The sequence below is a fragment of the Cytobacillus sp. QJM3NY_8 genome, from assembly GCF_056173585.1.
In genome coordinates this window covers 187,689-201,652 of sequence record NZ_CM149681.1, presented here as the reverse complement: position 1 = coordinate 201,652, position 13,964 = coordinate 187,689, and the positions used below count along the sequence as shown (strand labels likewise).

13 protein-coding genes are annotated in these 13,964 nt (G+C 40.0%); 4 read left to right on the top strand and 9 right to left on the bottom strand.

Annotation, left to right across the window (positions count from 1 at the left end):
• Positions 1 to 169 precede the first annotated feature (169 nt).
• Both AC0VZ9_RS01120 and AC0VZ9_RS01115 read left to right on the top strand, forming a co-directional pair.
• Complete coding sequence (locus AC0VZ9_RS01120) at positions 170 to 943, top strand: general stress protein (RefSeq protein WP_009336367.1); 774 nt, start codon at positions 170 to 172, stop codon at positions 941 to 943.
• Positions 944 to 1,141: 198 nt separating this feature from the next.
• Entirely contained in the window at positions 1,142 to 1,831 is a 690-nt protein-coding gene (locus AC0VZ9_RS01115; protein WP_034298046.1) for a hypothetical protein, read from the top strand.
• 48 nt (positions 1,832 to 1,879) lie between these two features.
• On the opposite strand, the gene AC0VZ9_RS01110 is transcribed toward AC0VZ9_RS01115, so the two are convergent.
• Entirely contained in the window at positions 1,880 to 2,014 is a 135-nt protein-coding gene (locus AC0VZ9_RS01110) for a BA3454 family stress response protein (protein WP_217027339.1), read from the bottom strand.
• A gap of 302 nt (positions 2,015 to 2,316) precedes the next feature.
• On the bottom strand, positions 2,317 to 2,883 hold the full coding sequence (locus tag AC0VZ9_RS01105; protein WP_475396971.1) for a hypothetical protein: 567 nt from the start codon (positions 2,881 to 2,883) through the stop codon (positions 2,317 to 2,319).
• Between the two features lie 187 nt (positions 2,884 to 3,070).
• Between AC0VZ9_RS01105 and AC0VZ9_RS01100 the strand changes: the two genes are divergently transcribed.
• On the top strand, positions 3,071 to 4,294 hold the full coding sequence (locus AC0VZ9_RS01100) for an MFS transporter (protein ID WP_475396970.1): 1,224 nt from the start codon (positions 3,071 to 3,073) through the stop codon (positions 4,292 to 4,294).
• A 252-nt stretch (positions 4,295 to 4,546) separates the two neighbouring features.
• On the opposite strand, the gene AC0VZ9_RS01095 is transcribed toward AC0VZ9_RS01100, so the two are convergent.
• The gene (locus tag AC0VZ9_RS01095) at positions 4,547 to 7,630 is read right to left on the bottom strand and encodes an efflux RND transporter permease subunit (protein ID WP_217027329.1); all 3,084 of its coding nucleotides are present in this window, start codon (positions 7,628 to 7,630) and stop codon (positions 4,547 to 4,549) included.
• A gap of 94 nt (positions 7,631 to 7,724) precedes the next feature.
• On the opposite strand from AC0VZ9_RS01095, the gene AC0VZ9_RS01090 reads away from it, so the two are divergent.
• The gene (locus tag AC0VZ9_RS01090; protein WP_009336376.1) at positions 7,725 to 8,561 is read left to right on the top strand and encodes a TetR/AcrR family transcriptional regulator; all 837 of its coding nucleotides are present in this window, start codon (positions 7,725 to 7,727) and stop codon (positions 8,559 to 8,561) included.
• 85 nt (positions 8,562 to 8,646) lie between these two features.
• Here the strand turns inward: AC0VZ9_RS01090 and AC0VZ9_RS01085 are convergent, their stop codons facing one another.
• The 6 genes from AC0VZ9_RS01085 to AC0VZ9_RS01060 form a co-directional block, all read right to left on the bottom strand.
• On the bottom strand, positions 8,647 to 9,285 hold the full coding sequence (locus AC0VZ9_RS01085; protein ID WP_019381205.1) for an O-methyltransferase: 639 nt from the start codon (positions 9,283 to 9,285) through the stop codon (positions 8,647 to 8,649).
• A gap of 15 nt (positions 9,286 to 9,300) precedes the next feature.
• Complete coding sequence (locus AC0VZ9_RS01080) at positions 9,301 to 9,627, bottom strand: hypothetical protein (protein ID WP_009336380.1); 327 nt, start codon at positions 9,625 to 9,627, stop codon at positions 9,301 to 9,303.
• Between the two features lie 138 nt (positions 9,628 to 9,765).
• On the bottom strand, positions 9,766 to 10,791 hold the full coding sequence (locus AC0VZ9_RS01075; protein WP_026041659.1) for a siderophore ABC transporter substrate-binding protein: 1,026 nt from the start codon (positions 10,789 to 10,791) through the stop codon (positions 9,766 to 9,768).
• 208 nt (positions 10,792 to 10,999) lie between these two features.
• Positions 11,000 to 11,767, bottom strand: a complete 768-nt coding sequence (locus AC0VZ9_RS01070) for an iron ABC transporter ATP-binding protein (RefSeq protein WP_009336384.1) — start codon at positions 11,765 to 11,767, stop codon at positions 11,000 to 11,002.
• Positions 11,764 to 12,717 (bottom strand): iron chelate uptake ABC transporter family permease subunit, encoded by a 954-nt coding sequence (locus tag AC0VZ9_RS01065; protein ID WP_009336386.1) that lies wholly within the window; start codon positions 12,715 to 12,717, stop codon positions 11,764 to 11,766. The genes AC0VZ9_RS01070 and AC0VZ9_RS01065 overlap by 4 nt, the downstream gene beginning before the upstream one ends.
• Entirely contained in the window at positions 12,707 to 13,660 is a 954-nt protein-coding gene (locus AC0VZ9_RS01060) for an ABC transporter permease (RefSeq protein ID WP_009336388.1), read from the bottom strand. Before AC0VZ9_RS01060 ends, AC0VZ9_RS01065 begins: the two co-directional genes overlap by 11 nt.
• Positions 13,661 to 13,964: the final 304 nt, after the last annotated feature.

Genomic DNA, 13,964 nt, shown 5'->3' with positions numbered 1-13,964 from the left:
CTTCCTTGTAACTATTCTATTTTTAAACTACCGATTATGCAGTTACAGGTCAAGCCACTTATTAGTCAAGGGGAAATTATTAGTAATTTTATCCACGCGGTTTATGGATGTGATGAAAAAGGTATGTACACCAATAGATAAGCAATAAATTATAAGGAGGATGATGAACATGGCAACAAACAAGCATATTGTAGGTGCATATGATACAGAGCAAGAAGCCATTCAAGCGGTTGAAAAGTTAAGAGCGGAGGGATACCGCCCTGAAGACATTTCCGTAATCAGCAAAAATAAAGATGATGTAGATGCCGTTACAGAAGAAACAGGCACAAAAACGGAAGAAGGATTAGCTGCCGGAGCGGCAACAGGCGGAATTCTTGGAGGACTAACAGGTCTTCTGGCCGGTGTAGGCGCATTGGCGATTCCCGGTATCGGGCCGATTGTGGCAGCCGGACCAATCGCTGCTACATTAACAGGAGCTGCTGTTGGCGCAGGTGCCGGCGGTATTGCAGGAGCACTTATCGGCATGGGTATTCCTGAAGAGGAAGCACATCGTTATGAAGCTGATGTCAAATCAGGGAAAATTCTTGTGTTAGTCGACCCTGAAACTAAATCCACCGATTTTACTGACGGCTATACAGATACAAATCGTTCTGTTCTGGAAGGAGACCGGACAACCTATACAAACGCTGATCCTTTAAACCCCGGGGAGCTTGACCGCGGAACGAATGCTTTTAAGGATAACGCCAGAAACAGCAGCAGTGTTTGGACAGATGAGAATCTGGACTCAAACCGTCCGCTAAGCGAAAAGCTTGACGACACGACAACAGATGACTATACAGACCGTACTGTTTCGGCCTACAACGATGATGTGGATACCCGCTACAGAGATGCTTATGATTTTAATAATGTAAGGGAGAACCGCAATAACCCTTATAAAGGATAAAGAAAAAGGAGCTTTTCCCAAGAATGGGATGAGCTCCTTTTTTGCGTTTATATAGATAGTGGCAGCAGCTTTCACATTTCAATACTGGATCTGAATTGAATAAATTCCAGATTTTTCAGGTTTGTCCGAATTATTTTTCAAAGTTATACTTAAATGTAATGGAATGGAAAAACAGAAACCTAGCGGGGGGAAATGATAATGAGAAGAGTGTTGCCAGCACAAATTATTTCTCATAGTCAATTTGGTTATAGGAAGATACCATCAAGTGTCCAATGCGAGTGCCCTAAATGCAGTAAACCGAGCCTTTTTACGATAAAGGCAAATTATAATCATACAAGCAAGTCCAGTATACTTTCACATGGAGGTTGTTCTGCCTGCAAAAAGGAATCGGTTTTTATCATGATTCTTAATCAAGCTGAACAATCGAGCGACGAGACTATTCTCTATATCTATGATCCCAATTCAGCGAAAGAGCTCCTGACTCAGCTTGAGAAAATAAAGGAAGTGCCGGGAGACCTGACAAGAGCCTACCGGTCGGCTTTAAATGTCAGCTATTCCAAAGATACGGTTGCTACTGCCGTGATGTCCAAACGGGTACTTGAAAGCATACTAAAGAACTTCCTCGGCGAAGAGGTCAAGGGGCAAAACCTTTCAAAGCAGTTTGAACAGCTGCCAGAGCATGTTGATTTAGCAAGGCCTCTGCAATCTTTAAGCCAGCTGGCACAGCCAGGCAGCGCCTTTTACCAGATGCTTGATCTCGAAAAAGATATTGATCAGGAAATGGCCTCTTTGCTGATGGAGCTCTTAGAGAGTTTAATAGAGTACTTATTTGTCCTGCCGAATAAAATTGAATTGCTGCAGCAAAAACTAAATCAAAAATTGCATTGACCCACAATTAACCCCCTTATCTTCTGATTAAGGGGGTAATTTTTATTCTTAATTACTCAACTGTCTTTTGATCTGGTCTTCTGCCTGCTTTAAAATTTCCTCGTCGCCGGCTTCTTTATTTGTAATGATATTCGTTTGATATTTTAAACCTTCATAGTCAACAGTTACGGTAATTTCTTTCATCTCTCTTGATCCTTTCCTGATGTTTTATTATATAAATACCAACAAAAGGACGTTTTAAAACTTTTTACGTTTCTTCCCCCAAATATTGCCCGTTGATTTCAGCACGAGGCACTCGCTTTCCGTGGGGCGGGCACTAAGCCTCGGTCGAGCTCCGCGTCTGTGGGGTCTCACCTGTCCCACTTCTCCCACAGGACGTTGAATAAGCTTCCTCGAGAAAACACCGCACGAAGAAAATGCGATAGCATTTTCGCTCGATTAGCACCTTCCGCTTTAATCAACTCAGTGAATAACTGTAGAACTCCTTATCCCTCTTTCACCTGCTCTTCGAAAATACACGCAAGCCTTTCTTTCATTTCCTCTTCCGTTACAACAAGGCTATGGCTGCCCATTTTTGTTTTAAGTATAAGTTCATAGCCTTCATTTACTTCTTGAGAATAACCATAGTATTTATGATTCAGATCGATTTTTTTGAAATGGAAGGATTGCAGTTTTTTCCATGGAACAAACTTGCTTCCGCTTATAAAGCCGTCATCATAGACAGCAAATACATTCAGCAGATCCTTGGCATTAATTAAAGGGATAAACAGAAGATAGAGATACGTCCAGCTGAATTTCATATTATATTTTCCGAATATAAACATAGCGATTAGAAAAGCCAGCATGACAGCATACATCGTTAGTCCCAGCTTGTTTTTTGAGATAACAGGGGCATCCGCAGCTTTCTGGGGGAATTTCCTTACTGTTTTCAGGTCAGTCCTGTCAAAAGGAATAAGGGCAGGTTTCTTCATTTGTGCTATTAAAATAATGTAATGATAGCTGTAATAGATAACGATTAATAGAAATAGAACCTCGAAAATTAATTTCATCATACCCGCCTCCTTAATAATCTTTACGATTATCCAAAAGATAAAGTTTCATCTCTACAAAAAAATGTAAAATTATTGATTGTGCAGACAAACTAATTCGAATATAATCTAATTAGATATTTATCTAATTAATTGTTTCTATCATCAAATTAGATATATATCGAATTAACATTCGCAGAGGTGCGGAAAAATGACAAATTGGACTGTATGGAAACAGGAAGCAAATTATCAAAAGCTCTTTTGGGCTGGTATCATTAATGGAATTGGAAATCGATTTACACAGGTTGCGCTGCTTGCACTTCTATACCACGTAACAGGTTCCGGAGTAGCGATTGGGCTGTTATTCGCCATTCGCATGGCACCTTTTTTCTTCATTGCTCCAATAGGCGGAATGCTGGCAGACCGTTTTTCCAAAAAGGCCATTCTGGTGGCATTAGACTTGTTGAGAGCGCCTGCTGTCCTGGCGCTGCTTTTCGTAAGGGAAGCAGGGGATTTATGGATTGTTTACGGAAGTGCACTCCTAATCGCAACGGGAGAAGCCATCTACTCACCAGCCAGGATGTCTGCGATACCTGCCCTTGTAAAATCAGATAGGCTCATATTTGTAAACGCGATTGAACAAGTCATGATCGGGGCCGTCCTCATTATTGGATCAAGCACAGGCGGAATTCTCGCCTACTTTCTAGGGAACAATGCCGCTTTCATGATTAACAGCCTTACCTTCCTGTTATCAGCATATCTAATCTCCAGGATGGTTTTCCCGGCTGTCTCTGAGGAAAATAGAGAAAGAACGAAAACATCCGCTGCCATTTCGCCAGCGAGACTTATACTTGGCTCTTCTGCACTGATTGCCTTTTTTATCATGATGCTGACCATGCCGCTCGCCAATGGTATTGACAATATTCTTGTAAGCATTTATGGTCTGGAGGTTTTTGATATGGGAGAATTGGGCGTTGGATTTATGTATGGAGCACTGGGGATTGGGCTTATTCTAAGTTCATTCTTTTCTCATATGATCAAGAAAGGCCTTCTTGTACTCGCAATCATCTTTATCGCTTTAGAAGGCACTGGCCATATTTTATTAAGCCTCGCACCAAGCTTTTATACAGCACTTTTCACTGTTGTGCTGATCACCTTTGCAGGCGGCCTTGGCAACATCTGCCTGGACACGGTCATGATGAAATTCATACCCCGATCAAGACAGGGAACCTTTTTTGGTTTAATGCAGATGGTTTCAAACCTTTCCCTGGCTATCTCCATGGGTGCAGCAGGATTCCTGCTGGAGATTTTTGACCCGAGGACTCTTAGCCTGATTATTGGCTTATCGTATCTTATTTTTACTTTTATGTATGCACTTCTGTTTGCAAGGGTGGATCTTGTAAAAGAAAAGAGGGATTTTATTAGGGGAATGTAAGATTTTGGTCAGAGTTTGAGTATTGTTTTCACTATGATCTGGCTGGAAAGCTGATTTGACGCGAAGTGACCGATATCTATGGTGGTGAGGTGACCGATAAAAGGGTATTTTGACTGATATCCTTGCACAGGCTCTAAAATATTTGATATTGGCAATGAAAGACACCGCAAATTCATAGAAAATTTAATTCCAGCTAAAATCGCAGAAGAAACGCAAAAGCCCTGCAGGCTTTTAAACCTGCAGGGCTTCTTTTTAGTTTTCTTCAATTTCTCTGCGATTTTTCTTAAACATTTTAGATAATACTTCGTACACGATTGGCACAATAATAAGGGTCAATAGCGTCGAACTTGTCAGACCGCCGATAACGGTAATCGCAAGGCCTTTGGAGATAAGCCCTCCGCCGCCAGATCCGATGGCCAATGGAATTAATGCACCAATTGTCGCAATGGCTGTCATCAGGATTGGGCGAAGTCGGGTTGCTCCTGCTTCCAGCACCGCTTCCCTCATGACCAGACCGTCACGTTCCATATGGATGATCCGGTCCACCAGAACGATGGCATTGGTTACGACAATACCAATTAGCATTAATAGTCCCATCATGACCGACACAGAAATGGTTTCGCCAGCAATCAATAAGCCAACGAAAGAACCAATCACGGCAAATGGAAGGGAGAAGAGAATCGCAAATGGCGCCACTCCTTCACGGAATGTAACAACCAGAATGAAGTACACAATCGCAATGGCTGCAAGCATCGCAGCGCCAAGCTGTGTGAACGTCTCAGTCATATCTGCCTGAACGCCCGCAACTCCGACTGTTACACCCTTAGGCAGATCCAATTCATCAATCGCTTCATCTGTTTTAGAAGTAGCCTTTGAAATATCATCGCCCTTCACCGTACCTGACACGGTTGCGTAGTACTCGCCTTTACTGCGGGCAAGCGTATTATGCGTTGTACCTTCTTTCACTGTAACCAGCTCGGAAAGAGGCATAGTTGTACCCATCGCTGTCGGCACCTGTGTTGCCAGGATATCATCAATGGATTTCGGCTGTTCCGCTTGCTCCTGCTGGACAATGACTTCAAGCGTCTCACCGTCTTTTTCAATCGTTGTCAGAACATCCTTGGTGTTTGACGGATTCAGCATCATGACAATTTGTCCGGCTGTCAGACCATACTGCAGCAGTTCATCCTGCTCAACATTGAAGGTATATTCAACATATGCGTCTTCTGCACTTGAAGAAACATCCTCTAATTCCTCATTTTCCTGCATTACGTCTTCTACCATTTTGACAGAATCATTCAGTTTATCTAAATCTTCACTGTAGAATGTGTAGCTGACTTCATTGGTTGAACCGGACATAGAAGAGAAGTTCTGGCTCTTCCATTCACCTGATTGTCCGATATTAAACACATAATCTTCTATTTCTTCACGGACTTCAGGGAAATTATCCATTTCAGGGTCAAAGATCAGGTACATTAGGGCTCCGCCTGCTCCTCCGCCCATCATGGCAGACATTTGATCCGCTTCTTCGGTTACAGATATTTGAACGATGTCAATATCATCACGCTTTAGCATCTCTTCTTCTACTGCTTCAACGTTCTTTAATGTTTCATCTTTAAGTTCTCCAGCTTCAGGTGTGTATGTTAGATACATCACTTTCTCTTCTTCACTGCCCATAAAGCTGAATCCGATCATTGGTGTCAGAGCTACGCTGCCCGCCAGCAATACTACCGCAATGATGGATGTAATAATCTTATGATTAAGAGATTTCTCAAGAATGCCTTTATACCATTTTGATAGTTTTCCAGCTTCTTTATGGCTGCCTTCCGTTTTTTCACTGTACAGTTTCTTCCTAAACAAGAAGTGAGACAGCGCTGGAACGATTGTAATAGCTACAAGGAGTGAAGCACCAAGCGCAAACGTCATCGTCAATGCGAATGGCATAAACAGCTCGCCGACCATACCTCCTACAAAAATGAGCGGTGCGAATACAGCAACCGTTACTAATGTCGAGGAAAGGATTGGCTTGAACATCTCGATCGTAGCTTCACGAATAAGTGCCCGCCCTGTTAGTTTTTCTTCTTTTAAATGCAGGCGGCGGTAAATATTTTCAACCACAACGATAGAGTCATCAATTACTCGGCCGATCGCAACCGTAATGGCTCCAAGCGTCATAATGTTCAAGGTAATATTCATCCAGTTCAACAGCAGCAAAGCCATGAAAATCGAAACTGGAATAGATACGATTGAAATAATCGTGGATTTAAAATCACGCAGGAACAGTAAAATAATCAAGACTGCGATCAGCCCGCCAAACACGGCTTTTTCAATCATGGTTGAAACAGATTCTTCAATTGGCTTACCCTGGTCAAGTGAAAGATCTATAACGAGACCCTCGACCTTTTCTTTTTCTTCCTTGATTAAATCTTTGACACTGTTGACCACTTCAACGGTGTTTGCCTGCTGTTCTTTTACAATTTGGATCGCAATGGCATCATTGCCATTTGTGCGGGAAACAGATTGCACTCTGCCGACGGTATCAATCTCGGCAATGTCACTCAGCTTCACAAAAGGTGACTGGTTTTGTGCGGTTGGTGTTACCGGGATGAGCATGTTCTTTAATTCATCCTCGGTCATGAACTTGCCGTCTACTGCGACAGCCTGTTCTCCTTCCTCAAACTCGTAAAGTCCTAATGATACAGCCATGTTGCTTGCCTGAATCATTTCCTTTACTTTATCTTCAGTCAGTTCCAGCTCAGCCAGTTTTTCTTCGTTGTATGTGAGCTGCACCTCTTCCACATGCTGACCAGTGATGGTCGCTGAGGCTACACCATCAATTTTTTCAATTTTTGGAAGTATAATATCTTCTACAGTTGAGGTTAACTCAACAATATCCTCTGATTTACTGCTTACACTCAGTGCAGCAACCGGCATCATATTCATGCTGATAGCCGTGATGGAAGGTTCCTGTGCTCCTTCCGGCAGCTCCACTGTATCAAGAGCTGATTGGAGAGCCCGCTTGGCCTCGTCCATATCAATACCATAGTCATATTCCACTTGGATATTTGACATGTTAGAATATGAATTTGAGTAAACTGATTTAACATCTTCAAGGCCTTCTACGGCCTTTTCAATTGGGATGGACACATCTTCCATCACTTTTTCAGGAGTCGCCCCCGGATATACGTCCATTACCATTAAGTAAGGGATTGAGACATCCGGAATGGTCTCCATATTCATCCGCGTACCTGAATAGATGCCAGATACCGTGATAATAATTGTTAACAGCCAGACTGCAAGTTTATTCTGCAGGACGAAATTCACTAAACCTTTCACTTGTGCACCTACCCTTAATTGACTTGTTAGACTCAATTACATATAATAATGACTGGTTGGTCATTTGTCAATCAAAAAGGAGTGACACCATTACATGAGCAAAAAGCAATTAATTATGGAAAGCGCTTTAGAACTCTTTGCGAAGCAAGGGTTTGAAGCTACATCTGTACAGCAGATCACAGAGCACTCCGGTATTTCCAAAGGAGCTTTCTACTTATCATTCAAATCAAAAGATGAACTGATCATGGCCTTGATTGATCATTTTATGGAGCAATTTGTTTCAGATATTGACCATATAGTCAAAGACTCGAATAACACGGGAAAAGAGCTTTTAAGAAAGTTTTTTTATACCACATTCCACTCCTTTCAAAAGCATTCAGACTTTGCCAAGATTTTTATTAAAGAACAGGCACATACATTTAACGAAGAGCTTATATCAAAAGGGCGGCACTTTGACCAATTAATCGATGATATCACCCTATCCATGCTTGATCAGTTATATGGAGAAAGTGTCCAGCATACCAAATACGATTTAATCTATTGCATCAAAGGCTTTATGCATGTGTACTCTCACTTATTTTTATTTTTCAATGTGCCTTTGGATTTGGACCTTCTGTGCAGATCACTTGCAGAGAAAACAGAACTTCTTGCAAACAATTCGACTATCCCGTTTATAACCGACGAGCTTTACGAGATGTTCAGGAAGACGGGACATGAAGAGATGACTCACGGGCAACTAATTGAAATTATGGAGCAAAAAATAGAGGAATTAGAAGACTCGATTGAAAAGGAATCCCTCATCCTGCTAAAGGAGGATATACAGGAGCGCAGCTTGAATCCTGCTATCGTAAAAGGGCTGATTACAAATATCAGAAACAACCCTCATTGCAGATGGATTGCTTATCTGCTTCTCCATTACTATGAGGTTTAAACAATAAAAGGCAGAATGCTTTAGCAAGCATCCTGCTTTTTGTGTATGGTGCATATTTACCTTATATAGATTGCGAATAATGTTTTTATTTTTTTACTTTTGAGATAGTCAGCCCATCACCAATAGGAATAAGCACAGATTCCAATTGAGGATGGTTAGCCACTGTTTCATTAAATTTTTTCATGAATTCAGTATGACGTTCAGGTTCAGCACTCTCGTCTGCTACAGTGCCTCTGGCCAATACATTATCACAAACAATTAATGCTCCATTTTCCGCTAGTCTGATGCAATAATTTAGATAGTTTTCGTAGTTTTCTTTATCTGCATCGATAAAGAAAAAATCAAATTGTCTATTATCGCTAACAAGCTGTTCGAGACTTTGCAGAGCTGGTCCGGTTAAATATGATACTTGACTGCCAAAACCGGCTTTAGACAGATTAGTATTCGCTAATTCTGCGTAGCTCTCCATAAGTTCAAGGGAAGTTAATGTTCCTGACCGATCGAGCCCTCTGGCTAAGCAAATCCCGCTATACCCCCCAAGGGCCCCGATCTCCAGGACATTTTTTGCCCCTGACATGGATACTAGCAGCGTAAGAAGCTTACCAGTAGAAGGAGATACTGAGATGGATCGCATACCGTTCTCTTTTATGGAATTAAGAACCTCCTCTAAAATATCATCTTGGCTGTAAAAAACTGAATCGATATATCTGTTAATTTGTTTCATTTTCCCCGCCCCTTTTTATTTTTTCTCTTCATTGGAATCTTCCTTGTCTTCCGTTTTGCTATTTACTGCTTCCCCTTCTTCAAATTCGTAAAGCTCAAATAACTGTACGAATTCGCTGATCACCATATCAATTGCTTTTAGTTCCCCGACTAGGATCGGATTAATTGATTGCAGCTCTGGTGTTTCTAATTGTTTCTTTAGTGCAGAGCGTTTAAGGCTCATTCTCTCTAAAAAGGTAAGGGCTCTTCCTCTGCGAAATGTTTTTGCACCGCGATCCCTTCGTTCATGACCATCTTTTTGATGTCTGTTTTCACCACGAACTCTATGTTTTTCGTTATTCATAGTAAGCCGCCTTTCTTCGTATACACATGTATACGATGCATCATTTTAAATTGTATACACATGTATACAACCAGTCAATAAAAAGGGACTGCCAGAGGGTCAGTTTTCACTGACATTCTGGACAGTCCCTTACATAGTTTATTTCAACTCAGCTAAAACTTCTTCAATTTTAGCAAGCTCGGATTGTAAACCGCCTCCGCTTAGGTACCATAGAGGTCCATCTAAGTAAACGATTCTTTTATTTTTAAAGGCATCAGTTTTCTTAATGATGTCGTTTTCCATATCAGCTTCAATATTAGAGTCGCCACCAGTAGCTGCTGTTCGGTCAATTACAAATAGCACTTGTGGGTTAAATTCCAGGACGGCTTCAAAACCGAAGTTAGAACCGTGAGAAGAAGACTCGATATCTTCTGTTACCGGCTTGAATCCATAAATGTCATAAATGTAGCCGAAACGGGAGTTTGTTGCAAAACCTGATAATTTACCTTCATTGTACATTGTAACTAGAGAGGTTTCGTAGTTTCCAGCTAAAGCTTTGATTTCTTCTAAAGCTGAATCATATTTTGCCATGTATTCTTCAGCTTCTGCTTCTTTATCAAACATTTTCGCCGCTAGATCTACAGAAGATTGGAATGTGTTCCAGTAATCAGTCTCAGAAGTACCAACAAACACGACAGGAGCGATTTCCTTTAATTCTTCATAGAATGCTGACTGACGCCCAGAGATAAAGATTACATCCGGATCCATTTCAGCGATATCTTCAAGTAAAGGTTCCTTTAATCCACCAACGCTTTTATACTCATCAGATGCGTATTTTTCAAGGTGAGCTGGCAGGGTAGAATCTTTTGCAACCCCAACAATTCCTTCAACACCTAGAGCATCTAATGTATCTAAGAAACCATAATCGAATACAGCAATTTTTTCTGGCATCTTTTCAAATTTCACATCTTCAAAATTAGTTGTACCACCCTCATTGCCTTCAGTTGAGGCAACTGTTGGAGATACCGTCATTGGATAAGCAGAGCTTCCTTCTGTTCCAGCTCCATTTGTTTCTTCCTCTGCACCTTTATCAGTTGATTCTTCTTTTGAAGCTTCTTCGTTAGAACCACATGCGGCAAGCAATAATACCATAGCTGCTAACAATGCATAAAATAGTTTTTTCATCTTTCTTAACTCTCCCTTTTCATTTATTATTTAATATTGATTATCATTATCAATCATGATGATAATTATTATTGAATAATCTTTATTAGTCAATAACTTTTTGATATTTTTTTAAATTATCTTCCAATTTTTCAATAATCTTACACAAAAAAGCTAATCCCTGAAGAAATCCAATAGATTTCTCCAGGTATATTTAATACTTCATTGTTTACGTATGTGAATTAAAATAGACACAAATTCTGCAGCCATTCTGTTCTTGAATTGGAATATCCATATCATAAATTTCACGAAGCACATCAGAATTTATGATTTCACTGGTCGGCCCATTTTTCATCAGCCGGCCATTTTTCAACGCTACGATACGATCAGAATAAACAGATGCAAAATTTATGTCATGCAAAACAATGACAACTGTCTTTCCAAGTTCATCAACCAGCTTGCGCAAAATTTTCATAATTTGAACTGAATGCTTCATATCCAGGTTATTTAAAGGCTCATCCAGCAGGATATAATCCGTATCCTGAGCAATGACCATTGCAATGAACGCCCGTTGCTTTTGACCACCTGATAATTCATCTAAATATTTGCCTTCCATATCAGCTAAATTCATATATTCAATGGCTTGATCAACAAACTTTTCGTCTTCAGCCGCTAAGCGACCTCTTGAATAGGGATAGCGCCCAAATGACACAAGCTCACGCACTGTCAATCTCACATTAAGGTAATTGGCTTGTTTCAAAATGGATACTCTCTTTGCAAAATCCGAAGACTTCCACTTTTTCACATTATTCTGATCGAGTAATACCTCACCTGTATCTGCTTCTAATAAACGGCTTACCATAGAAAGAAGTGTTGATTTACCAGCACCATTCGGTCCAATAAAAGAGGTGATGGTCCCCGGCTCGATTGTGACTGTAACATCCTCTACAACAGGCTTTTTACCAAATTGTTTTGTTAATCCTTTGATTTCAATCATCCTGCTGCCCTACTTTCCTTAAGTAATAGATAAATAAAGTAAATACCGCCGATAAAGTTAATAATGACACTTAATGTTGTACGCAACTCAAAAATATGTTCCACAAGGAAATTACCGCCGACCAATGCAATAATACTGATCAAGCTCGCCCCTAATATGTGGATGGAGTGTTTATATGTCACCAGATATTGATAGGAGAGATTGGCAACAATTAATCCAAAAAATGTAATTGGTCCGACAAGCGCTGTAGATGTGGCAATTAAAACAGACGATAAAATTAAAATTCTCATTACCATGCCGTCATAATTAATGCCAAGATTTATCGCATTTTCGCGGCCCAGTGACATAACATCCAGTTTATCCATAATAAGGTAGCCATAGAGAAATGCAAGAAATAGGATGCCAATTGAAATAAATAATAACTCAGCCTTTACGTTTGTAAAGGTCGCAAACAACCGGCTTTGAAGACTCAAATATTCGACTGGATCTATCAATACTTGCAGGAATGTGACAAAGCTTCCCAGAAGTGTCCCTATAATCATCCCTATTAATAGAAGAAAATAGATGGGATGCTTATCAGCCCTGAACAAAAATCGATATAAAATCAGGGCAAAAACGACCATGGCAAAAATGGCTGCGCCAAAGTTTAAGTATTTATTTAACACCCACACTGACATCGACCCTGCAAAGAAGTAGATTAATGTTTGTACTACTTGATACATAGAATCAAGGCCCATAACAGAAGGTGTCAAAATACGGTTATGTGTAATTGTCTGGAACACAACTGTAGAATAAGCAATTGCGATTCCTGTTATAACCATCGCTGTAACTCTGAGCATACGCTTAGGAAAGGCATAATCAAAGCCGCCTTTAATATCATAAAAGCCATATAACAAAATAAACACAAGAGCAATAGCTGCTAAAATCATCAGTTTTGTACTATTTCGCATATGCTCTCCCCCTAAGCAGCATCGTTAAGAAGATTGCACTGCCTATCACTGCCACTGTTACATTAACTGGAATTTCATAAGGATGAATGATGATGCGCCCTAGAATGTCACATATTAATAAGAAGACAATCCCTAACACCGCTGTATGCGGAATTGTTTTGCGCAGGTTGTCACCTAAATATAAGGAGACAATATTGGGAACTATGAGTCCTAGAAATGGAATTACCCCGACAGTAAGGACAACCGTTGTCGATATAACCGCAACAAGGACCAGACCAATATTTAGTACTAGCTTATAGCTTAAACCAAGATTTCTCGCAAAATCTTCACCCATTCCGGCAACTGTAAATTTATTCGCATAAAGATACGCTAGAATAATAGCTGGAATACTAACATATAAAAGCTCATAACGGCCAGCAATAATCAAAGTGAAACTTCCCATAAGCCAGGAAGATATATTTTGCAGCAGATCCGCTTCATATCCAAAGAACGTTGTAATAGAAGATAGTATATTTCCATACATAATTCCAATTAACGGAACAAAGATAACATCTTTAAATTTTATACGATCTAAAATCTGCATGAAGAGAAATGTACCTGCTAAAGCAAAGGCAAAACTAAAAATAACTTGCTGTGTATAGGTTACATTCGTAAAAAACAGCATGGAAATTAAAATACCCAGTTTTGCTGCATCCAAAGTTCCAGCAGTTGTTGGTGATACAAACTTATTTCGGCTTAAAGACTGCATAATTAAACCGGCAATACTCATCCCTGCCCCCGCTAATATTATCGCTAATAACCGTGGGATGCGGCTGATAAGGAAAATATGTGTTTCATCTGATTCCCAATTGAGCAGATCCTTTGGCGTTATATCTATTGCTCCGATAAATAGCGAGATAAAAGACAGAACGATGGCTGCAATTCCTAACATCCATAATCTCATTAATAACCCTCATAACATGTTTATTATCAATCAACAATTGAAAAAATCATTATTCCAAGTTAAGGAATAGGAGTAACTCTATAAAACTATTTTTAAAAGAATGATAATCATTATCATCTAATAGCAAAAAAAAGAACCTTGATATGTATAACTTTTTGGTTTATTGAAAATGATTATCAACTTGCCACCACAATTAATGTATCACAAAAAATAATAAAAGAAAAGAGGCAGATTGTAAATTCCGGCAATTGTCTAAATTTATTCTCACTTTAAGATATAGTAGGAAGCTCACATTAAAAGGAGA

What these genes read in the sequence shown, in the direction of transcription:
- AC0VZ9_RS01070 (WP_009336384.1), bottom strand. Translation starts at nt 11,767, where the DNA reads ATGATTGAAATCAAAGGATTAACAAAACAATTTGGTAAAAAGCCTGTT.
- AC0VZ9_RS01100 (WP_475396970.1), top strand. Translation starts at nt 3,071, where the DNA reads ATGACAAATTGGACTGTATGGAAACAGGAAGCAAATTATCAAAAGCTC.
- AC0VZ9_RS01120 (WP_009336367.1), top strand. Translation starts at nt 170, where the DNA reads ATGGCAACAAACAAGCATATTGTAGGTGCATATGATACAGAGCAAGAA.
- AC0VZ9_RS01090 (WP_009336376.1), top strand. Translation starts at nt 7,725, where the DNA reads ATGAGCAAAAAGCAATTAATTATGGAAAGCGCTTTAGAACTCTTTGCG.
- AC0VZ9_RS01060 (WP_009336388.1), bottom strand. Translation starts at nt 13,660, where the DNA reads ATGAGATTATGGATGTTAGGAATTGCAGCCATCGTTCTGTCTTTTATC.
- AC0VZ9_RS01080 (WP_009336380.1), bottom strand. Translation starts at nt 9,627, where the DNA reads ATGAATAACGAAAAACATAGAGTTCGTGGTGAAAACAGACATCAAAAA.
- AC0VZ9_RS01065 (WP_009336386.1), bottom strand. Translation starts at nt 12,717, where the DNA reads ATGCGAAATAGTACAAAACTGATGATTTTAGCAGCTATTGCTCTTGTG.
- AC0VZ9_RS01085 (WP_019381205.1), bottom strand. Translation starts at nt 9,285, where the DNA reads ATGAAACAAATTAACAGATATATCGATTCAGTTTTTTACAGCCAAGAT.
- AC0VZ9_RS01110 (WP_217027339.1), bottom strand. Translation starts at nt 2,014, where the DNA reads ATGAAAGAAATTACCGTAACTGTTGACTATGAAGGTTTAAAATATCAA.
- AC0VZ9_RS01075 (WP_026041659.1), bottom strand. Translation starts at nt 10,791, where the DNA reads ATGAAAAAACTATTTTATGCATTGTTAGCAGCTATGGTATTATTGCTT.
- AC0VZ9_RS01115 (WP_034298046.1), top strand. Translation starts at nt 1,142, where the DNA reads ATGAGAAGAGTGTTGCCAGCACAAATTATTTCTCATAGTCAATTTGGT.
- AC0VZ9_RS01105 (WP_475396971.1), bottom strand. Translation starts at nt 2,883, where the DNA reads ATGATGAAATTAATTTTCGAGGTTCTATTTCTATTAATCGTTATCTAT.